We start from the raw sequence: 19690 nt of genomic DNA, 5'->3' as shown, positions 1-19690 counted from the left end.
CACGCGATCAAGGCGATGCCGCGGCGGTGTTCGCCGGGGTGACCACCGAGGCCGCCTTGTCGGTATTGAGGAATTCTGGCGCTGCCTTGATCTGGTCGGGCGTCATCTCCAGCGTGACTTTGCGCTTGGCGTCTCCCGGAGTGAAATGCAGCGCGCTCCAGTGGACCGCGATCTTGCGGTTGCCGACCCCCATGAAGCCGCCGAAGTCGATCACTGCCGCCTGCGGCTGACCACTGACGTTCACCAGCACGTCCACCAGGCGGCCGATGTCCTTGCCGTCCTGATCAGTGACGCGCTGGCCCAGGATGGCCTCGGCCGCTGCGGGCGATACGGACTGAACCGCACTTTGCGCCGGCGGTGTGGTAGCCGGAGGCGGCGATGTAGCGGGTGGCGGCGGGACTTGGAGCGCGTCGGGCGCAGGCGCCCCCTTAGCGGTGCCCTGCGGCGCCGGGGTCGCTTCGGCGGCGGGAGGCGGCGGCGCGGTTCCGGTGGGTGGCGAAGCCTGTGCGGCACCCCCAGAAGGCGAGGCCGGCACCACGTTTGACGGCGGCGCAGCGCCCGGTGCCGGGGAAGACGCCGTAACGCCCGTTTTTGCAGGCGCCGGCGCGGCGGACGAGGCCGGAAGCGCCTGCGCGGTGGACGAAGCCGAAGGCGCCTGCACGGCGCCAGGCGGGAGCGATTGGGGCGAGGGCGATTGGGTGGTGCCCGCCGTCGGCGGCGGCGCACCGGTTGGCGGCGGCACGGCGGTGGGCGGCGGTTGCGGAGTCGCCGTCGGCTGAGGCGGTGCGGCAGCCTGCGTCGACGTCGCCTCCACGGCGCTGGCCATACCGCACGATAGAATCGTCATTATCACAATAACCAAAGACGATCGTTGCATCAGCGCCCCCGGATGGAGGGAGATCACGTGCGCGCGATGACGCGCCCGATCAAGTATTGCGTGCCTCCACCGGATCACGTTGTGGTGGGATTCCGCACCGTCGCACGGCCCGGCGCGGCGCGGATCGAGGCAAGACCGATGCCGGCCGCGATCGCCGCAATCCCGAACACGTGGTAGATGCGGAACGTCTCGTGCAGGAAGACGATGGCGAGAATGCTGCCGAACAACGGCATCAGGTGCATCGACTGGCCGGCTCGGGCGGCGCCGATCAACTCCACTCCGCGGTTGAACAGCAGGTAGGCAACGAACGACGGCAGCACCGCGGTATAGGCGATCGCCGCGTACGACCAAGGGCCGCCGTGGATCCGGGCCCCGGCGGCATACTCCCACAACATGAACGGCAGCATCATGACCGACCCGATGCCCATCGCGACGACCAGGAAGCTGAGCGGGCGTACAGCCGGGCGCTGCCGCAGAATGACGCAATACAACGCGTAGATCAGCAGCCCGCCCAGCACCCACAGATCGCCGCGGGCAAGATGCAGGCGCGCCAGCATTTGCAGCGATCCGTGCCCGGCGATGGCGCCGACGCCGGCCAGTGAGACCAGCACGCCCAGCGCCTGCCAGATGGTCGGCGTTTCGCGAAACAGCAGATAGGCCCAGACGATGATGATCAGCGGCGTCGCCGATTGCAGCAACAGCACGTTCAGCGCCGAGGTGCTGGTCAGGCCGATATACGACATCGTGTTGTAGCAGGCGATCCCGGTGGCTGACAGCAGCAGCATCATCTTCCACCGTCCCAACATGATCGGCAGATCGTGCTTCAGCCCGGGCCAGGCAAAACCGACCGAGACGATGAATGCTCCGGTCCAGCGCCAGTACGCCAGCGACACCGGCGGAACCTGCCCGGCGAGTCCTCGGGCCAGCACGATATTGCCGGCCCAAAACAAGTTGGCCGCCACCAGCAGCCACCAGGCCGAATGCCAAAAGGTACGCACCATGCCGGGCGCACCATAGTCAGAAACGCGGGCTTGGAAACCCATCCATCCTGGAGTTTGCTGCCGCTATGCAAACCATCGTGCTGCGCGGCGAAACCGATTGGGATGGCTGGCGCCAGGTCGCCCGCGGACTGATCCTGGCGGGCGTCACGCCGGCGGCGCTGGCCTGGACTGTTGGCGGCGAGGCGACCGATGTGGCAGCCGAGTCCAGCGGCTTCCAGGTTCCGCGCGAACTTGTATCGCTGGCCGCGCTGGCGATTCAGGCGCGCGAACCGGACCGCTTCAGCCTGCTGTACAAGCTGTTCTGGCGCGTGAACCAGGGCGAGAAGCTGCTGGGCGGCGACCCCGATCCCGACTTGGCGGCGGTCCGGCGCATGGCACTGGCGGTGCGTGCCGACGCCCATCGCATGCGCACCCACATGCGCTACCTGGCGGTACCCGAGGGCGGCGCAACCCGCTTCGTCGGCTGGTTTGAGCCGGCGCATTTCGTGCTGGCGGCGAACGCCCAACTGATCGTGCGGCGGTTCCCCGACCTGGCGCTGTCGATTGTGACCCCCGACGGCGCGGCGCACTGGGACCGCTCCGAACTACGGTTCGGGTCGGGCCTGCGCGAAGCCGCGGACGATGCGGCGTTGCGGGCCTGGTGGGACGCGGAGCGCGAGACGCTGCTGCGGGAGGCAACGCTAGATGTCTCGGTTCCCGAAGCGGAGGCTTTGGACGAGATATCGCGTCCGCCGGATCGGGCGCCCTTGGGTCCGGTCGTGCTGCATCCGAAATCCGACCCGGCGCTGCGGGATGCGGCGAACGAGGCCGCTGTCTGCCAACGCTGCCCGCTATGTGCGCCGGCGACGCAGACGGTGTTCGGCGAGGGACCCGCCGATGCCGCCGCGATGTTCGTCGGTGAGCAGCCTGGCGATCAGGAGGATACCATCGGGCGCCCGTTTGTCGGACCCGCAGGGCAGATCATGGACCGGGCGATGGAAGAGGCCGGGCTCGACCGCCGAATGGTTTACGTCACCAATGCGGTCAAGCACTTCAAGTTCACCCAGCGCGGCAAGCGCCGGATCCACCAGACGCCGGAAGTGCCGGAAATCCAGGCCTGCAAGTTCTGGCTAGATGTCGAACGGGTCCATTTGCGGCCGCGTCTGGTGGTGCTGATGGGCGCGTCGGCGGCACGTGCCGGGCTGGGCCGCGGCGTGACCATCAGCCGCGAGCGCGGTCGCCAGATGCGCGCGCCGGACGGGCAGACCGTGTTCGTCACGGTGCATCCGTCGTTTCTGTTGCGCATTCCCGATGCGGCGGCGAAGGCTCGGGAATACCAGGCGTTTGTCCGCGACCTGGGGGCGATCAAGGCGCTGATCGTGGCGGAGGATCGGGTCTAGCGGCGTTGGTGGGTGGCCCGTCGGCGAGGCTAGCCGCGTTGGATCAGTTCGATGGAGACGTTTTCGGGCGCCTTCAGGAAGGCGATCCGCACTCTCCTGGGCGATTGGTGGTTACGTCCATCGTGAAGTGGACGCCCTTGGCCTTCAGGTCGGCGACGGCTGTGTCTATGTCGTCGACTGTCAGCCCGAAATGGTCGAGCCCGAGATAGGGTGAGGACGGTGCCACAGCGGTCGAACCGGGTTGCGCCTTGGCGATGAAGACTTTTTGTCCGGCCAGGTTGAGGTCGATGCGGCAGGAGCCGTCAGGTTGCCTGGCTCTAACGATCTCCGCCCCCAGCTTATCGTGGTACCAATTGGCGGTCGCCTCGGGGTCCGGTGAGCGCAGATGGATGTGTTCCCAGGTCAGTCTGGTCATGTGTCCCCCGGCGTCTAGGTCCACGGTATTAATTCACTACGCTTGGGGTTGGGCAAGAGGATGGCGTTGCTCTTGGTTGCGGCGGCTTCGCAGCGCGCTTGGCGGGGAGTTTCGCCGCGCATCGTTGGACCGATGGGGAAACGACAGCGCGCTTGATCGGCAGGGACACTTGGTACGTCGAGAAACAGTTCGGTTATCTTGCCGGCGCTTGCATCGGCGGGGGGTTAGCGGCTAGGTCACGGTTCGGGCGTGCCCCGTCTCAGGCTCGCCGTCGTGGAGAGGTGCCGGAGCGGTCGATCGGGGCGGTCTCGAAAACCGTTGTACCCTTTGCGGGGTACCGAGGGTTCGAATCCCTCCCTCTCCGCCAGGAATTATCGCTTCAGCATACGTTTTTGCCGATGTGCCTAGGCGTCAAACCAGATTCACTCTCAGCAGTCGGAAATACGTTCGCCGCGGACCTGGGCGAAGCCGCAGACCAGGGTGGAGCCGTAACCTGGGTTGAACTCCTCGAACTCGCTGCCATCGACGATCCTGGCGAGGACCTCGCGCACGTCGTAAGGCGCCGCAGATCGACCCCGACAACCCCGCCGAGGTCGGCCGGGTTGTGCAAAGGTGGGCGGCCCTGGCGCGGTGGCCGCGGGCGTCGCGGGCAAATTCAACGCGGCGACGATGTCACGCAGCTTGTGGAGCGCGCCGAGTTCGGTTTCGGCGAGGTAGTCGGCGAAGCCGGACACGTTGGTGTGCATGTCCGCGCCGCCCAGCGTCTTGCCGTCGACCACCTCCTTGATCGCTGCCTTGACGATTGGCGGATCACCGAGATGGATGCGACCCGAGCCGCGCACCATCACCACCTCATCACCCAGGGCTGGGATATAGGCGCCTCCCGCGGTGGCGGCCCCAAACACCGTGGACAGTTGCCGCAGGCCCGCGGCGGACATGCGGCACTGCTGGGAACACTCGATCCTGCTCCCGGCAGGTAGGCGCCTCCGCAGCCCACCAGATAGAGGCACGGCAGCTTGTTCTCGAAGGCGATTTCTTGCGCGCAAATGCTTCTTGACCGTTTCTTTGAGGGAACGAACACTCTTCACGGTGGCGTCGTTGGCAATGATCATGCAGGGCACTGCACTGACTATGCCGATGCCGATGCCGATGACGATGCCGCCGCGCAGGAAGTGGCGGTGGCGATCACGCAGTTGCTCCAGCACGTCTGAATGGGCGGCGGCGTTGCGATCAAACTCCGCCCCGGGGCACGATCTGGTTTGCAGAACCGGCATTCTCGGTTCCCCGCGATGTGCTTGCCCGCATGGGCAGCCTCGGCTTCCTCGGCGTGCGCTACCCCGATAATCACGAACAGTTCGGACTGTGACAACCGCCGCCGCCTACGGCAGCCTTTCGGCCTGCCTCCTGAATGGGCGGGCACGGGACGGTCCCGAAGGAGCAAAAAACGCAGCAATCGCCGGGTTTGGGGCGCAGCAACGTTCCGCATCCGGTGCAGTCGTAGAAAAACTGGCAGGCGTCGGTCGGCATCATCTGGGTTTTGGACGTGCCGCAGAGAGGACAGGTAATGGCTGATTCGCCGGTCACCCGAAGCGTCATGCGCATGCACCTTTCATAGGGAGTGACCCGGTCCGACTTCGGGTCCGGCGAGAGAGTTCTGTGGTGGGCAAGACTGCGACCCAGCCGCGGAGTGTGCCGATGATGAACGCCCGCAGCACAAGAAGGTGGTCGAAGCATCGAACATTGGCCTTCATGCTATGTATCGGAATGACCCTGTGCCGTCGAGAGCAGGATTTTGTCAGTCGTGGGAGAAACCGGCATGAGAGTCACTGCCGCACGGCTTGGGATATTCTGTCTTATTGCCGTCCTCGTCTCAATCTACGTTAAACCCGCATGCGGACCTGAAGAACTGGTCCAAGTCGCGCCGACGCGGGCCGAGCTCAGCAGCGCGCGCAGCAAACAGCCGCTACTCGGTTACATGCTTCGGCCCAAAAGCGCGGATCCGCAAGCCGCGATCGTTATTCTGCATGGCTGCGAGGGTTTCGGACTTACCTACATCATACGTGGCCGGGAGTTTCAGACGGCGGCTTATGTTGTCCTGGTGCTGGATAGACTGGGCTCGGCCAATGCCTGCAACTGTGGGGCCGGAGCTCCGGCGGAAGCGCTTGACGCCTATGCTGCAATTGGATGGCTCGATAAGCACTCCTTCGTGGACCCGACGCGCGTCGCCGTGCTCGGCTTTTCAACGGACGGATTGGCGGCGTTGATGGTTGCGCAGCGCGGACCACTCGAGAGTACAGTTCATTTCCGGGCAGCCGTTGCCTACTACCCGGCTTGCCCTTGGAGCAGTGGGATCATGACGCTGCATACTCTAATCCTTATCGGAGGCGGCGATGAACGGACACCCGCCGCGGACTGCGAGGTAATGATAAAGGGTCAGAATGAAACCGGGGTCCAAATTGCACTTCGCGCTGCCGCTACACGCGCGTTCCACTGACCGGCGCCACCGCGTTGGTATCTCGGTCATTTCCTGCAGTTCGATCCAGCCGCCACGGTGGCCACGCGTGGGCAGATGCGCGACTTCTTTCATCAATGGCTGGACCGGCCGTCGAAGTGAAACGACCCCTACTCCCCCGATCCGCCCAATCTTGAAACCGCCAAACCCACCAAACTAACGTCCGGTAGATGAGCGCCGCATTGAAGCCAGCGCCGGACCCATCGCCCAACAGGTCCCGCCGCATGATCCTGGACCACGCGGCCCGGCTGTTCCGTCAGCGCGGCTACGCCGAGACAAGTGTGCGCGATATCGCCACCGTGTGCGGCATGAAGACCGCGAGCCTGTACTATCATTTTGCCTCCAAGGAAGAGATCGTTATCGAAGTGCTGAACACCGGCGTCGCCACCGTATCGGAGGAATCCCGCCGGCGAGTCGACCGTTTAGGCCCCCACGCGGCGCCGGCGGAACGGGTGCAAGCCGCGATCAGCGCCCATCTGCATGCCCTGCGGGAACAGGACGACTACACCGGCGCCAACATCCGCATCTTTGGCCACGTCCCGCCCCATGTGCGCGCAGCCACGATGCATAGCCGCGAGCAGTATGAGCAGTGGCGGCGCGATGTTCTGGCCGATGCTGCGGCGCGCGGTGCGATTCGTCCCGACACCGACTTGGCCCACCTGCGCCTGCTGCTGTTGGGTGCGATGAACTGGTCGGTCGAATGGCACAAGCCGCGCCCAGGCAAATGCGTCGGGTCCATCGCGTGCAGCCTGACCACGCTGGCGCTGCGCGGGGTGTTCGTTGAAGGCTCTGAACCACAGAGGCGGCCGCGCCACACAAAAATAGGGAAACCCAAGCCATGGAAGCCGTCGCCGCCCTAACCAGTGCCAAACTGGCCCCGCTGCCCGACCGCTGGCGCCTCGATGCCCAAGCTGAATTGCTGGCAAAAGCGCGCGCCGCCTAAATAGCCATTGGGGCCGGACCAGTACTGGGAATGGGCGGCGCGGCACATGCGGTGGATGCGCCCGGGGACGAGCTTCGGCAGGGCGAGCTTGGCGATTTTCGTTACTATGCCGGAGGCTTGCTCAACGTTGCCGACAACTGCGTCGACCGCCATGCCGAAACCCTGCCACCGCCGACCGTGACGCGGTGATCTGGGAGGGTGAGTCGGGCGATGTCCGCCGCATCACCTACCGCGAACTGCGCGACCAAGTCGCACGCTGCGCCAACAGGCTGCGCAGCCTGGGCGTGAACCGGGGCGACGTAGTGGCGATCTACCTGACCTGTTCGCCTGCGATGGTGTGCGTCGCCGAAGACTCAATTCCGTGTCCGATTGGCACGTGTCCCGCTGCTCGAGGTAGCCAAGCACCCCTTCGATCAATCCGGCATGTCGAACAGCCGGCACCAACCGTGCGGACTGACGTCGCCCGCTACAACCTGACGCGATGCAGGCCGACGAAAGAAGCTGCACGCCTGGCAACTCCCCCACCATGCGGCCTGTCCTGATACTTGGCGTCCAGTGCCGACATCTTCACCGCGACTTGTGCCGAGGCCTCGCGCACCACGACGCCGAGCACCAACCCCAATAGCAGGCGGCGTGACCCGAAAACGTTACCCCGGCTTGCTGACATAGCCGTAACGCAGGTTGCTCCGCCCCGGCCCGTTGGCCTGGCAGTCCGCCTTGATGGTCGCGAAACGATCGTGCGGGACCAAGGACGCGTGCTGCTCCAGACCATATAAGCGCATCGTGTTGCCGCTGAAGATTGCCGTCTTGAGTGGGCCGTCTGCCGCGCCCAGCGGTTCGAAGCCGTGTTTCTTCTGCATATCGGACGGGATCTCCAGCCGGCGCAGCCCCTCGATCTGCCATTGCGGCGCGCCGGTCCAGACCGCGTCGGTGCCCCAGACGACGTGATCCGGCCCCAGCCCCTTGATCAGGATCCCCATCAGCGCCGCCGCCAGCCTGGGTTCGGCGACCGAGGTCCAGGCGAACAACTGGCCGACATCGCCGTAGACATTGTGCACGCCGTATTTCGCCGGGATCTCGGCCAGGTCGGACACCCACGAGCTTCGCCCGGTCTGGTCGAATTCGGCCATGCCGTCCGCCGGGCTACCGCCGACCCAGCGATACCCTGCGTGATAGACCACGAAATTCAACTGCGGCCAGTCCTTCGCGGCGTGGCCGATATCGCTGACGTCGGCATACGGCCGCAGCCTTGGAAACTTCGCCTCGACCGCCGGCGCAAACAGGCCCTTGTGGATGCAGACGTTGCGGATGCCGGTCCGCGCGATCTTCTCGTAAAACGGATACATCAGCTTCTGGTCGTCGGCGTGCCAGGGGAAATTGGCCAGCTCCTTGTGGGTGTTGTCGCCGACGGTGTAGCCCTTCCACGAATCGGGCTTGAAACGTTCGATCGCCTCGTCAACCTGATCGAGCCAGCCCGGCTGGCCCGGGGTGATGGTGAAATGCGCCATCATCCGCTTCGACCCAGCCTTTGCGTTGACCATCTCGCGGGTCTTGAACACCTGCTCCTGCGGGATGAACCAGTCCGCCGGCACGTCGGATGGCGAGTTCGACAGCAACGCGATCTTGGTGTCGCTGTCCATGTAAATTTCTTTGACGTAATTGTTGAACTTCAGATCATCCAGCGTCTGCGGCTTGGCCGCCAGCTCCTTGTTCCAGCCGAACTGCCCAACCGCCTCGCGGGCGGCAACAAATCCCGTCAGCCTGGTGTCGTCGCGCAGGAAATGCGTATGCCCGTCGATCACCATCTGTCCCGCCAGCGCCCCGGCCCGAGCGTCGGCCAGCTCCGGCGTCGCCGCCTCCGCCTCGCTTGCCTCGAACAGGTTGCCGAACACCTGGTTGATCGCCACGAACGAAGCCGCCATCCCCGCCGCGGTCTGGAAAAACGCCCGCCGCGAAGTGCCCAGCCGTCGCGAAATCCGGTCGCTCATGTCGGTCAGCCGAACCTCGACCTCGCGCTGGCGGGCGCTCTGGGGCACTGGCTCGAACTCGTCGCTGGAGACGATCTGCGTGGGCACCGGTGAGGCGAACGATGACGTCTCCGCCGGTAACAGGCCGCTGATCATCTCGTCGGTCAGATATTTCATGGCACACTTCCCCGCGCGCGACTTGGGTGCCGCGCTTGGTGGCAGGGTATCACCCCGCCACCACGCTGTCATTTCGCCAGGGAACCGGCCGAGGCCCCCACACTTTACAGCGCCCGCCATGCCGGATTTTCGTCTGGCCGCGTCAGGCGTTTATGACCAAGTCTTGCCGCCCCCGCAGGAGAAAGCCGCGATGAGCGAGTCGATGGAACGAGCGCACGAGACGATTGAAGGACATGCCCCGCACGCCGATCCCTGGGCACGTCGGGTCGCAATGCTGGTCTCGCTGCTCGCCGCAGTGCTGGCGGTGACCGAGATCGGCGGTAAGGCAGCCCAAAACGCCTACCTGACGCACCACGTGGCGCTGTCCAACGATTGGGCGTTCTTCCAGGCCCGCAATGTCCGCGCGGTGGTGCGAACCTCGGAGGCCGGTATACTGGCCAGCCTGCCCAATGCCGCCGATCCGGCGATCCAGGCCCGCATCAAGGACGCCAGGGACAATGCCGCTCGGATGCATAACGATCCACAGGGCGGTGAAGGCATGAAACAACTGGAGATCAAGGCGAAACAGGAGGAAGCGGAGCGCGACCACGCCGGACACCGCTACCACAGCTTCGAATACACCGTCGGCGCGCTCGAAATCGCCATCGTGCTGGCATCGGTGTCGATCATCACCGGGATACGCTGGCTAACCATCGGCGCCGCCGTCATCGGCGCCGCCGCGGCCGCGGCCTCATTGGGTGTCGCGACGAACTTGTTCTGAAATCCTTGACTTCACCGCTGACAATCTGGCCTACGATCATGATCACGATTTCGTGAGTGAACTGTCATGCGGAAAGCCTTCGCCGCGCTGGACGATGCGCTGATCGAGCGGCTGTTTCAGCCGGCGTCCGATCTGATCCGCTATCGAGTTGACGTCAGCCGCGAAACGGCCGCCTGTTTTTGTGTCGATATGGCCTCGCTGGCGTGGATCGCTTCGCGACTACCGAAGCTGTCCATTGCGGTAACCACCTGGGACGCCAGCGCCGGATTCGCCGATATGGCGCTTCTGCTGCTGGGCATGGTTGCGCTGGTCGGGTTGCGGATAGTGTTCAGACGACCGACTACGGCGCAACGGAATCCGTTGCGGTCGGCAATGCGGCCGCATCGAGGCATCGCGTTGGCGATGCTTGCCGCAGACCTTACGCAACCGGGGGTGCCCCGGCTGGCGAACATGGCCGACATCGCCACGCTGGTGTTTGCCGCCGCGGCCCTGTACCTCGGTGCGTGTAGCCAACGTCCGCCAGTGCGGCTTGACTTGCCCGCCTTCGCCGGCGGCTCCGCGCGGTAGCAGCCGATCGACCCGGCTGACGGCCATGCCCCGCGGCGCGGGCGGCACCATTGCGATTATGTAACAAAACTGAGCGCCCACTGGGGCGAATATAGAGGCAGGATCGCGGTTTTGCGGGCGACTTGCCGCTAAAGCAACAGCCGGCGTTCCGGGAGACGCCGCGCGACATGCGCCTGCTCGCTGAACGCCGCCGAAGCCGGACCGTATCGGATAGCGGTTTCCCCCGCACGCCGCCGGCTTCGAACCGCTATTCCGCGCTTTGGCCGGCCAGGCCGCGAAACTCCGCTTCCAGTGTGGCATCGCCGGGATCCGCCAGCCACACCGCGGGATGATCCACCGCCTCGGCGAGGTGCTGCTTGTAGATCTCCCGCGGGATCTCGGCCGCGCCGAACTGTGCAAGATGGGCAGTCACGAACTGGGTGTCCAGCAAACGGAAGCCGCCCAGCCGCAGCCGCGCAACCAAGTGCACCAACGCGACCTTGGAGGCATCGCGGGCGAAGCTGAACATGCTCTCACCGAAAAACGCGCCGCCAAGCGCCACGCCGTACAGCCCGCCGACCAGGGTGGCGCCTTGCCAGGCCTCGACCGAATGGGCGTGGCCCATGCGAAACAGCTCGGTGAACAGCCGCTCGATCTGCGGATTGATCCAGGTGTCGGTGCGATCCGGCAGCGGCGTGGCGCAGCCGGCGATTGTCCCGGCGAAGTTACGGTCGGCGGTGACGATGAAGCTGTCGGACAGCACCGTGCGAAGCAACCGACGAGACAGATGGAACCCATCCAGCGGCAGCACACCGCGCTTGATCGGGTCGAGCCAGAACAGCTTGTCGCCGGCACGCCCCTCCGCCATCGGGAACAGCCCGTGACGATATGCCCGCAGCACAAGGTCCGTCGTGACTTCCACCGAGCGTCGGGACATGCCCATAGTGTGAGGCTTGGCCAGGCGGATTGGAAGGCCAGATCGGACGGCCAAAGTGGAAAGGCGCGAAACAATGCTGACCATCACGCATCTGGACCATCTGGTGCTGCGGGTGATCGATCTGCGGACGATGATGAGCTTCTATCAGGAGGCGCTCGGCTGCTCGGTGGAAAAGGTGCAGGAAACGCTGGGGCTTTATCAGCTTCGGGCCGGCAGCGCACTGATCGACCTGGTGCCGGTCGATGGCCCGTTGGGAGCGAAGGGAGGCGCCGCGCCCGCTGCCGAGGGCCGCAACCTGGATCATTTCTGCCTGCGGGTGGATCCGTTCGACGCTGACGCAATCATTGCCCACCTGCGAGCCTGCGGCGCCGATCCCGCTCCGGTGGCGTCCCGCTACGGCGCCGAAGGTCAGGGACCGTCGATCTACGTGTCCGACCCCGAGGGCAACGTCATTGAACTGAAAGGGCCACCTGATCCGTAGTCCCGGCCGGCCATCGCCGGCCCGAAGCTAGGGCGCCGGGCTGGCGCCCGACCCGGCGGGGTCGGCCGGGCTGGATGAGCTTGTCGCACTCTGCGGCGCGCCGGCCGGAATTGCGGCGGCCCGCGGCGCGGCTGGTGCCACCTCCGCCGGTGCCGCGCTAACTGCCGTGACCGCCGATATCGGCATGGTGCCTGGCTTGGCCGCGGCCTCATCGGTTTCTGGTTTCGCAGCGATTGCGGCCTCGGCCTTGGCTATGGCGCCCGGTTTGGCCGGCAACACCACTGGAGGCACCGTGTAGTCAGGCACCACCCGGGCCTGCAGGCCGGCAATCACCAGCACCTTTTGACCCAGCGCCAGCGGCGTCTTGTCGTTCTGCGTCACGCTGACGAGATCGCCGTTCGGCTTGCGAACAATATACTCGTAGGCCCGGGTGTCCGCGGTCACGTGCTCGGCTGCCGATCCCGCAAGGCCGCCGGCGAACGACCCGCCCAGCGCCGCGAGCGCGCTGAACGGCCCGACGCCCACCTGCGAGCCGCCGATCCCTCCGGCCGCCGCGCCGGTCAGCGTGCCGACTGTGCCGGTAGCACTGACCGCAACCGGGCGCAGGCCGACAACCACGCCTTGTTCGACCTTATTGGCCTGCTGCGCCGCATTGCTTGCATAGGTGTCCGGCGAATAGGTCGGCGCACACGCGGACATGCCAAAAAGCGCAATGACCCTGACCAGAAAACGGAGATTCAAGCCGCCGGCTCCATCGGTTACGGGCGCTTGGTAACCGATGAGACGGTCAGAGTCACAACAATTTGATAATGCACCGGTGGCGCTCTTCACCACCGAAGCATCCGGGACTATCGTTCCCGGCATGACAAACATCCCAGCGAAGCGCGGCCTGGCCCGCAATACGGCCAACTATGGCGACAAGGATTTCGCGCTTTATCTACGGCGGTCGTTCGCCAAATCGATGGGCTATTCGCAGGCCATGCTGGACCGTCCGGTGGTGGGAATCGTCGACACCGGATCGGCTTACAACAACTGCCACCGAACGATGCCGGAACTGATCGAGGCCGTCAGGCGCGGCGTGCTGGCCGCCGGCGGCCTGCCGATGCCGTTCCCGACGGTGTCCTTGTGCGAACCGTCGCTGTTTCCGACCTCGATGCATTACCGCAACCTAGCAGCTCTGGACACCGAGGCGATGCTGACCGCACAGCCGATGGACGCGGCCGTGCTGGTCGGTGGCTGCGACAAGACCGTGCCGGCCCAACTGATGGCGGCGGCCTCGGCGGACGTGCCCGCGGTGCAACTGGTGACCGGGCCGATGCTGGCAACGCCGTTCCAAGGCGAGCGTTTGTCGGCCTGCACCGACTGCCGGCGCTATTGGGCACAGTACCGCGCCGGCGCCGTCACCCAGGATCGCATCGATCTGATCGAAGGCCGCCTGGCGACCACCGCGGGAACCTGCGGGGTGATGGGGACGGCCTCCACCATGGCCTGCCTGGCCGAGACGCTCGGCATGGTGCCGCTCGGCCACGGCTCTATCCCGGCGGTACATGCCGATCGACTACGAGCCGCGGAAGAGGCCGGCGCGCTGGCGGTGCGGCTGATCGAGCAGCCGATCCGCCCGTCCCAGATCATGACCGCGCAGGCGGTGGAGAACGCGCTGCGGGTGCTGCTGGCGCTGGGCGGGTCGACCAACGCGCTGATCCATCTGACCGCGATCGCCGGCCGGCTTGGGATACGGGTGGATCTGCACACGCTGAACGCGCTTTCGGATTCTACCCCAGTGCTGGTTGACCTGAAGCCGACGGGGGACGGCTACATGGAGGATTTCCACGCCGCCGGCGGCATGCCGGCGCTGCTATGGGAGTTGCGCGACCTGCTGCATCTGGACTCGATCGACGTGACCGGACTGTCGTTGCGTGAACGGCTGCTGGAACCGGCTTTCGTCGATCGGCGCTATATCCGCTCGGTCGCCGAACCGGTGTCGCCGGTCGGCGGGATCGTGGCGCTGTTCGGGTCGCTGGCGCCGCGCGGGGCGATCCTCAAGCGCAGCGCCGCGACCCCTGCCCTGTTCGAAACCGAGGCGCGAGCGGTGGTGTTCGACGGGCTGGAAGATCTGGCGGACCGGATCGACGACCCGGAACTGGAGGTAACCGGGGCGGATATCCTGGTGCTGAAGAATGCCGGGTCGCTGACTCCGGCGGGAATGCCGGAAGCCGGCTACCTGCCGATCCCCTCCCGCCTGGCGCGGGCCGGCGTGAAGGACATGGTGCGAATGAGCGACTGCCGGATGTCGGGCACCGCATTCGGCACCATCGTGCTGCACATCACACCCGAGGCGGCGGCCGGCGGCCCGCTGGGGCTGGTGGAAAGCGGCGACCGGATCCGCCTGTCGGTCAAGGCGCGGTCGCTGGACCTGCTGGTCCCCGAGGCCGAGTTGCAGCGCCGGCGAGCAGACTGGAAACCGCCGGCCAAGCCAAAACGAGGCTGGGACCGGCTGATTGCCGATCAAGTCTTGCAGGCCGATGAAGGCTGCGATCTGGCGGTGCTGCGCGCCGAGGGGTGATATGGTAGCATCAGCGTCATCGATGTGAGGGTTTGCCATGAGCCTCGCGCTTGAGCGGCCGATGACCCTGGACGAGTTCCTGGTTTGGGAACACGGACAGGAAATGCGCTGGGAGTTCGACGGCTTCGCGCCGGTGGCGATGACCGGGGGCACGTCGGAGCACTCGGCGATCGAGCGCAACCTGATATTCTCGTTGACCGGCCGGCTTCGCGGCAAACCGTGCCAACCATACACCAGCAACCTGAAAATTGGTACCGCCGGATCAATCCGTTACCCGGATGCCTACGTTTCATGCACGCCGCTTGGTGTCGGCACCCTGGTGGTGACCGACCCGGTGGTGATCTTCGAGGTTCTCAGCCCGAGCACGGCCAGCACCGACATCGGCGCCAAGAACCAGGAGTATCGCGACACACCATCGGTTCAGCGCTACGTCATGCTGACACAGGACCGCCGGCAGGCAACCGTGTTCGCTCGCTCAGGCAGTGACTGGGTCGGCCACATCGTGGCCGCGGGCGAGACTCTGGACATGCCCGAGATCGGCATCTCGATCCCGATGGCCGAACTGTATGAGGGGGTCGCCTCGCCCTCGCCCGACGCCGATGTGCGCGGCTGAACCGCTTGCCTCCCGGCACGTCGGCATCCTTCGGCACTGCAAACTCGGCGCATTGCTTCAGCATCGGTTGGTGATGAGTTATCAGTGGGCCTTTCGGAATAAGGTTTTCCCATGAGCATTGCGCTTGAACGGCCGATGACCCTGGACGAATTCCTGCTTTGGGAGCAGGGGCAGGACCTGCGCTGGGAGTTCGACGGGTTCATGCCGGTGGCGATGACCGGGGGCACTGCAGATCATTCGGCGATGCAGCGCAACTTGGCGATCGCGGTCGGCGGCCGCCTTCGCGGTCAGCGATGCCAACTTTACACCGCCGATCTGAAGGTCCTTGTGGCGGGATCCATCCGCTACCCTGATGCATTCGTTGCTTGCACGCCGGTTCCCGGGGACGCCCTCGTGGTGACCGATCCGGTGGTGGTCTTCGAAGTCCTCAGCCCAAGCACGGCCAGTACCGACATCGGCGCCAAGAACCAGGAATATCGCGACACACCATCGGTTCAGCGCTACGTCATGTTGGCACAGGACCGCCGGCAGGCAACCGTGTTCGCCCGCTCCAGCGACGACTGGGTGGGACACATCGTGTCCGGAGACACGATATTGCACATGCCCGAAATCGGCATCTCGGTTCCGTTGGCCGAACTGTATGACGGCGTCGCCCTGCACCCGCCCGGCGCCCCAGTCAACGGTTGACCTGCCGATCTTTCGGCACGTCGGCATCTGGCGGCAAGTAAAGCTCGGCACACTGCTTGCGCAGCAGGCCGCCCTGGATCGAAAGGTCGTCGCGAAACGCGTCGCGGATAAAATCGACCGCGTCGAGGTGGCGATCCTCAAAATATTGAGGATGCACATCATCTCGACCAGCGCCGAACACAATGCGGCCGATCTTGGCCCAGATCGAAGCCATGCCACACATGCCACACGGTTGCAGGGTGGTGTAGAGCACGGCGCCCCGTAGCTCATGGCACTGCAGGCGCTCGCCGGCTCGGCGCATCGAAACGATTTCGGCGTGGGCGGTGGCGTCGTGGCGCAGGCCGACCTCGTTGCAACCCTCCCCGATGACCTCCCCATCGCGAACGATGACGCAGCCGATCGCGTTGCTGCCGGCTTCGGCGTCGGCCTTCCTGGCCAGCGCGATTGCGTATCTCATCCACCTCGGGTCGTCATCGTTCCAGCGCATCCGATACCCCCAACGCTGAATCAGGATCGCAACGCCTGGGCGTCAAGCCGGCCAACCGTGACGTGACCCACCGGTGCGGTTAGGCTGGCCGCCATAGCGGGGAGATCGGCGATGGAGATCAGGCGCTTGACCAGCCATACCGGCGCCGAGGCGATCGGGATCGATCTGAGCATGTCAATCTCCGATCAAGCTCGGACCGTGCTCAACAAGGCGTTCGTCCGGCACGCAGTGTTGGTGGTGCGCGACCAGCACCTGACGCCGGAACAGGTGCTGGTCGCGGTGCAACTGTTCGGGACGACGTTCCACCAGCACAATACTCGCTTTGCCGTCCCCGGATGCCCGGCGATTCATTACATCTCCAATCAAGACCGGTTTCCCGATGGCACCCGATACGTTCCCGGCGAGGGCTGGCACACCGACCATTCCAATGACACGCGGCCACCGAAGGCGACCCTGCTGCACGCGGTTACGTTGCCTGATGTCGGCGGAGACACGCAATTCGCCAACATGGCCGCCGCTTACTCGGCGCTGTCGGCAGCCAGGCGGGCGCGCATCGCCGACCTGATGGCGATCCATGTATATCAAAGCAGCCACAGCGCCCGCCAATTGATGCGGCTGTCGGAGGCGAACCAGGAACGCGCGCCAAACGCAGTCCTGCATCCGCTGGTTCGCACCCATCCGGAAAACGGCCGCAAGCGATCTACATCAATCCGATCCGAATCGAGGGGATCGTCGGCATGGACCACCGTGAGGCGCTGCCCTTGCTGGACGAACTGCTGCACCATGCGACGCAAGAAGCATTTCAGTACCGCCACGAATGGCGCCCGCGCGATCTGGTGATGTGGGACAATAGACTTTTGTTGCATAAGGCTAATGGCGATTATGATACAGGCCAGACTCGGTATTTGTATCGGGTGATGCTGCAGGGCGACGTGCCGGCCTAAGGTGGAACCGCGCAGAGCTACCCGGTCGTTTTATACCCCTCGATCCACCAGTCAGCCGGCTCCGCCGCCGCTTCGCACGCGCCGCCCGCTCGGCCGGCCACGGCGCCGGCTGCAACTCAGCGCAGTACCCGCAGATCGCCAGCGACTCCCACACCCGAGCATCGTCATGACATCTGTCCCCATATCGGTGCCGGCTCGCTGCGCGAATACTCGATCGAGCAATAGGCGCCGCCCATGTAACGTTCTTCCACCGGATCGCCGCTCACCGCGCCGGCAAGCTGCCCGGCAAACGGGTCGGCGCTGTCGATCGGCGTCCAGCCCAGGGCGGCGCGCGCATCATCGCGCCACCAAGTCATCCGGGCGTTGTTCGACGCTCCCCAGATCACCGCATGGCCGACCCGCGGCGTCAGCACGCAGCGTTCCACCAGCCGGGAGAAATCCGGATACGACAGCCAGGACGCCAGCATCCGCGCATTCATCGGTTCGCCGATCGCCGAACCGATGCGCAGGTTGACGCTCTCCACGCCGTGCTTGAACCAGTACATGCGGCCCATGAGTTCGCCATACGCCTTGGACAATCCGTAATAGCCATCGGGCAGGAACTGGGTGTCGGCGGGCAGGCTCTCGGAGCGTTCGTGGAAGCCGACCGAGTGGTTGGAGGATGCGAAGATCACCCGCGCCCCTTCCCGCCGCGCCGCTTCGTAGATGTGGTACAGGCCGCGGATGTTGGGGCCGATGACCTCCTCGAACGGCCGTTCCACCGATACGCCGCCCAGGTGGACGATCGCGCCGCACCCCTCGGCCAAGCGCAGCATCGTCACCCCGTCGGACAGGTCGGCCCGGGTGAACGCCGCGCCTTGGGGAATCGGGTCGGGAAATGGCGCGATATCGGTCAGCACCAGCCGCCAGCCCAGAGCGCCCAACGACCGGACCAGGACGCGGCCCAGCGCGCCGGAGGCTCCGGTCAACAGTATCGGCTTGGCAGGCGTGTCAGTCATGGCATGCTCCATGGGTTCTCAGCGGAGGCATCATGCGCAGGATCGACGAACTCGCCCAGGCCCTGGCCGCCGGGACCATCACCAGCCGATCGCTGATCGAGGAAAGCCTGGCCCGCATCGGCGATCCCAACGGTGAGGGTGGGCGGACCTTCATCAAGGTGCACGCCGAGCAGGCGCGCGCCATGGCGGACGCCGTCGATCTGATGCGCCGCGACGGCCGCACGCCGGGGCGCTACGCCGGCATACCGGTCGCGCTGAAGGACCTGTTCGACGTTGCCGGCGAACCGACGCCGGCGGGTTCGGTTGTCCTGGCCGACGCGCCGGCAGCCGAGGCCGATGCCCCGGTCGTCGGACGTCTGCGGCAAGCCGGTTTCATCCCGATCGGTAGGGTAAACATGACCGAGTTCGCGTTCTCCGGCCTGGGCATCAACCCCCACCACGGCACACCGGCAAGCCCATGGGACCGGGCGTCGCGGCGGATTCCGGGCGGCAGTTCGTCAGGCACCGCGGTGGCGGTGGCGGACGGCATGGCCGCGGCCGGCCTGGGCACCGATACCGGTGGGTCGTGCCGCATCCCGGCCGCGTTCTGCGGCATCGTGGGATATAAGCCCACGGCACGGCGGGTCCCGATCAGCGGCGTGCTGCCGCTGGCGCCGTCACTGGACTCGGTCGGCCCGCTGGCACCCAGCGTCGCCTGCTGCGCGCGGATCGATGCAATCCTGGCGGGCGAGCCTCCAACGCCGCCAATACCAGCTCGGGTCCACGGCTTGCATCTGGCGGTGCCGGAAAACGTGGTGCTCGACGGCATCGACGCCAGCGTCGCCGCGACGTTCGACAGAGCGCTGTCCACACTGTCCGCCGCCGGCGCGCAGATCGAGCGCACCCGCTTCGCCGAATTCGACGAACTGCCCACGGTCAACGCGCCTGGCGGGTTCGCCGCCGCCGAAGCCTATGCCTGGCACCGCCGGCTGCTGGCGACCCAGGGCTCGCGCTACGACCCGCGCATCCGCGTGCGCATCGCCCGCGGTGAGCATATCAGCGCGGCCGATTATATCGACCTGCTGCAGGCGCGCCTCCGGTTGATCGGCAGCTTCGACCAGGCAACCGCCGGGTTCGACTGCGTGCTGATGCCGACCGTGCCTATCATCGCGCCGCGGATCGCCGATCTTGACGACGAGCGGGCCTACAACAGCGTCAACATGCTGGTGCTGCGCAACACGGCGCTGGGCAACTTCTTCGATCGATGCGCCATCTCGCTACCCTGCCACCGTCCAGGCGAGGCGCCGGTCGGATTGATGCTGATGGGCGAGACGATGGGCGACGCACGGCTTTTCGGCGTCGCCAACGCAATGGAGGCGGCGCTGAACCGAAAGTAAAAGCTGCAGACCTCAGTGGCAGCGCCC

Annotated in this window: 23 protein-coding genes, 1 tRNA gene and 1 pseudogene; 13 read left to right on the top strand and 12 right to left on the bottom strand. The window is 65.6% G+C overall.

The features are described 5' to 3' along the window. Nucleotides 1–7: 7 nt before the first annotated feature. Nucleotides 8–847, bottom strand: a complete 840-nt coding sequence (locus tag ACQY4T_RS13530; protein ID WP_428531100.1) for a PRC-barrel domain-containing protein — start codon at nt 845–847, stop codon at nt 8–10. Nucleotides 848–951: 104 nt separating this feature from the next. Continuing rightward, entirely contained in the window at nt 952–1878 is a 927-nt protein-coding gene (locus tag ACQY4T_RS13525; RefSeq protein WP_428531097.1) for a DMT family transporter, read from the bottom strand. A 65-nt stretch (nt 1879–1943) separates the two neighbouring features. On the opposite strand from ACQY4T_RS13525, the gene ACQY4T_RS13520 reads away from it, so the two are divergent. Beyond that, nucleotides 1944–3257: a UdgX family uracil-DNA binding protein gene (locus tag ACQY4T_RS13520; protein ID WP_428531094.1), complete on the top strand. Its 1314-nt coding sequence runs from the start codon at nt 1944–1946 to the stop codon at nt 3255–3257. Nucleotides 3258–3330: 73 nt separating this feature from the next. On the opposite strand, the gene ACQY4T_RS13515 is transcribed toward ACQY4T_RS13520, so the two are convergent. Further along, the gene (locus ACQY4T_RS13515; protein WP_428531091.1) at nt 3331–3672 is read right to left on the bottom strand and encodes a VOC family protein; all 342 of its coding nucleotides are present in this window, start codon (nt 3670–3672) and stop codon (nt 3331–3333) included. A 275-nt stretch (nt 3673–3947) separates the two neighbouring features. On the opposite strand from ACQY4T_RS13515, the gene ACQY4T_RS13510 reads away from it, so the two are divergent. Beyond that, nucleotides 3948–4039: transfer RNA gene (locus ACQY4T_RS13510), tRNA-Ser, on the top strand. Between the two features lie 61 nt (nt 4040–4100). Here ACQY4T_RS13510 and ACQY4T_RS13505 read toward each other — a convergent pair. Further along, a complete protein-coding gene (locus ACQY4T_RS13505; RefSeq protein ID WP_428531088.1) occupies nt 4101–4946 on the bottom strand; it encodes a carboxyl transferase domain-containing protein in 846 nt (281 codons plus the stop codon). Between the two features lie 70 nt (nt 4947–5016). Beyond that, on the bottom strand, nt 5017–5268 hold the full coding sequence (locus ACQY4T_RS13500) for a GDCCVxC domain-containing (seleno)protein (protein WP_428542861.1): 252 nt from the start codon (nt 5266–5268) through the stop codon (nt 5017–5019). Between the two features lie 220 nt (nt 5269–5488). Between ACQY4T_RS13500 and ACQY4T_RS13495 the strand changes: the two genes are divergently transcribed. Both ACQY4T_RS13495 and ACQY4T_RS13490 read left to right on the top strand, forming a co-directional pair. Then, nucleotides 5489–6166, top strand: coding sequence for a dienelactone hydrolase family protein (locus ACQY4T_RS13495; RefSeq protein ID WP_428531085.1), 678 nt, complete (start codon nt 5489–5491; stop codon nt 6164–6166). A 242-nt stretch (nt 6167–6408) separates the two neighbouring features. After that, the gene (locus ACQY4T_RS13490) at nt 6409–7044 is read left to right on the top strand and encodes a TetR/AcrR family transcriptional regulator (RefSeq protein WP_428531082.1); all 636 of its coding nucleotides are present in this window, start codon (nt 6409–6411) and stop codon (nt 7042–7044) included. On the opposite strand, the gene ACQY4T_RS13485 is transcribed toward ACQY4T_RS13490, so the two are convergent. After that, nucleotides 7041–7280 (bottom strand): hypothetical protein, encoded by a 240-nt coding sequence (locus tag ACQY4T_RS13485; RefSeq protein ID WP_428531080.1) that lies wholly within the window; start codon nt 7278–7280, stop codon nt 7041–7043. The genes ACQY4T_RS13490 and ACQY4T_RS13485 overlap by 4 nt on opposite strands. Between ACQY4T_RS13485 and ACQY4T_RS13480 the strand changes: the two genes are divergently transcribed. Beyond that, a complete protein-coding gene (locus ACQY4T_RS13480; RefSeq protein ID WP_428542858.1) occupies nt 7265–7669 on the top strand; it encodes an AMP-binding protein in 405 nt (134 codons plus the stop codon). The two genes, ACQY4T_RS13485 and ACQY4T_RS13480, sit on opposite strands and share 16 nt — an antisense overlap. Nucleotides 7670–7774: 105 nt before the next feature. Here the strand turns inward: ACQY4T_RS13480 and ACQY4T_RS13475 are convergent, their stop codons facing one another. Further along, nucleotides 7775–9271 carry an amidohydrolase family protein gene (locus ACQY4T_RS13475; protein WP_428531077.1) on the bottom strand — a complete coding sequence of 499 codons (1497 nt, stop codon included), beginning with the start codon at nt 9269–9271 and terminating at the stop codon, nt 7775–7777. Nucleotides 9272–9461: 190 nt separating this feature from the next. On the opposite strand from ACQY4T_RS13475, the gene ACQY4T_RS13470 reads away from it, so the two are divergent. Further along, nucleotides 9462–10031, top strand: a complete 570-nt coding sequence (locus tag ACQY4T_RS13470; RefSeq protein ID WP_428531074.1) for a DUF4337 domain-containing protein — start codon at nt 9462–9464, stop codon at nt 10029–10031. Between the two features lie 66 nt (nt 10032–10097). After that, a complete protein-coding gene (locus ACQY4T_RS13465; protein WP_428531071.1) occupies nt 10098–10598 on the top strand; it encodes a hypothetical protein in 501 nt (166 codons plus the stop codon). 247 nt (nt 10599–10845) lie between these two features. Here the strand turns inward: ACQY4T_RS13465 and aat are convergent, their stop codons facing one another. After that, a complete protein-coding gene (gene aat, locus ACQY4T_RS13460; protein ID WP_428531068.1) occupies nt 10846–11514 on the bottom strand; it encodes a leucyl/phenylalanyl-tRNA--protein transferase in 669 nt (222 codons plus the stop codon). 73 nt (nt 11515–11587) lie between these two features. Here aat and ACQY4T_RS13455 point away from each other — a divergent pair, with 73 nt between their 5' ends. Continuing rightward, nucleotides 11588–11995, top strand: a complete 408-nt coding sequence (locus tag ACQY4T_RS13455) for a VOC family protein (protein WP_428531065.1) — start codon at nt 11588–11590, stop codon at nt 11993–11995. Between the two features lie 27 nt (nt 11996–12022). On the opposite strand, the gene ACQY4T_RS13450 is transcribed toward ACQY4T_RS13455, so the two are convergent. After that, nucleotides 12023–12736, bottom strand: a complete 714-nt coding sequence (locus ACQY4T_RS13450) for a hypothetical protein (protein WP_428531062.1) — start codon at nt 12734–12736, stop codon at nt 12023–12025. A gap of 121 nt (nt 12737–12857) precedes the next feature. Here ACQY4T_RS13450 and ACQY4T_RS13445 point away from each other — a divergent pair, with 121 nt between their 5' ends. The 3 genes from ACQY4T_RS13445 (at nt 12858) to ACQY4T_RS13435 (ending at nt 15858) form a co-directional block, all read left to right on the top strand. Then, nucleotides 12858–14558: a dihydroxy-acid dehydratase gene (locus tag ACQY4T_RS13445; protein ID WP_428531059.1), complete on the top strand. Its 1701-nt coding sequence runs from the start codon at nt 12858–12860 to the stop codon at nt 14556–14558. Nucleotides 14559–14595: 37 nt separating this feature from the next. Next, nucleotides 14596–15171, top strand: a complete 576-nt coding sequence (locus ACQY4T_RS13440) for a Uma2 family endonuclease (RefSeq protein WP_428531056.1) — start codon at nt 14596–14598, stop codon at nt 15169–15171. Between the two features lie 111 nt (nt 15172–15282). Beyond that, nucleotides 15283–15858 carry a Uma2 family endonuclease gene (locus tag ACQY4T_RS13435; protein WP_428531053.1) on the top strand — a complete coding sequence of 192 codons (576 nt, stop codon included), beginning with the start codon at nt 15283–15285 and terminating at the stop codon, nt 15856–15858. On the opposite strand, the gene ACQY4T_RS13430 is transcribed toward ACQY4T_RS13435, so the two are convergent. Then, nucleotides 15848–16345 (bottom strand): nucleoside deaminase, encoded by a 498-nt coding sequence (locus ACQY4T_RS13430; RefSeq protein WP_428531050.1) that lies wholly within the window; start codon nt 16343–16345, stop codon nt 15848–15850. The genes ACQY4T_RS13435 and ACQY4T_RS13430 overlap by 11 nt on opposite strands. 20 nt (nt 16346–16365) lie before the next feature. Continuing rightward, nucleotides 16366–16518 (bottom strand): hypothetical protein, encoded by a 153-nt coding sequence (locus ACQY4T_RS13425; RefSeq protein ID WP_428543073.1) that lies wholly within the window; start codon nt 16516–16518, stop codon nt 16366–16368. Between ACQY4T_RS13425 and ACQY4T_RS13420 the strand changes: the two are divergent. Then, nucleotides 16457–17289, top strand: a pseudogene (locus ACQY4T_RS13420) (TauD/TfdA dioxygenase family protein). The gene ACQY4T_RS13425 and the pseudogene ACQY4T_RS13420 sit on opposite strands and share 62 nt — an antisense overlap. Before the next feature lie 164 nt (nt 17290–17453). Here the strand turns inward: ACQY4T_RS13420 and ACQY4T_RS13415 are convergent. Continuing rightward, nucleotides 17454–18287, bottom strand: a complete 834-nt coding sequence (locus ACQY4T_RS13415) for an NAD-dependent epimerase/dehydratase family protein (protein ID WP_428531047.1) — start codon at nt 18285–18287, stop codon at nt 17454–17456. Between the two features lie 32 nt (nt 18288–18319). Between ACQY4T_RS13415 and ACQY4T_RS13410 the strand changes: the two genes are divergently transcribed. Then, complete coding sequence (locus ACQY4T_RS13410; RefSeq protein WP_428531044.1) at nt 18320–19663, top strand: amidase; 1344 nt, start codon at nt 18320–18322, stop codon at nt 19661–19663. Nucleotides 19664–19690 lie beyond the last annotated feature (27 nt).

Source organism: Rhodopila sp., assembly GCF_965277825.1.
Classification (GTDB): Bacteria; Pseudomonadota; Alphaproteobacteria; order Acetobacterales; family Acetobacteraceae; genus Rhodopila.
Note: the sequence above shows the minus strand (reverse complement) of the source record. Positions and strands in the feature narration are given on the sequence as shown.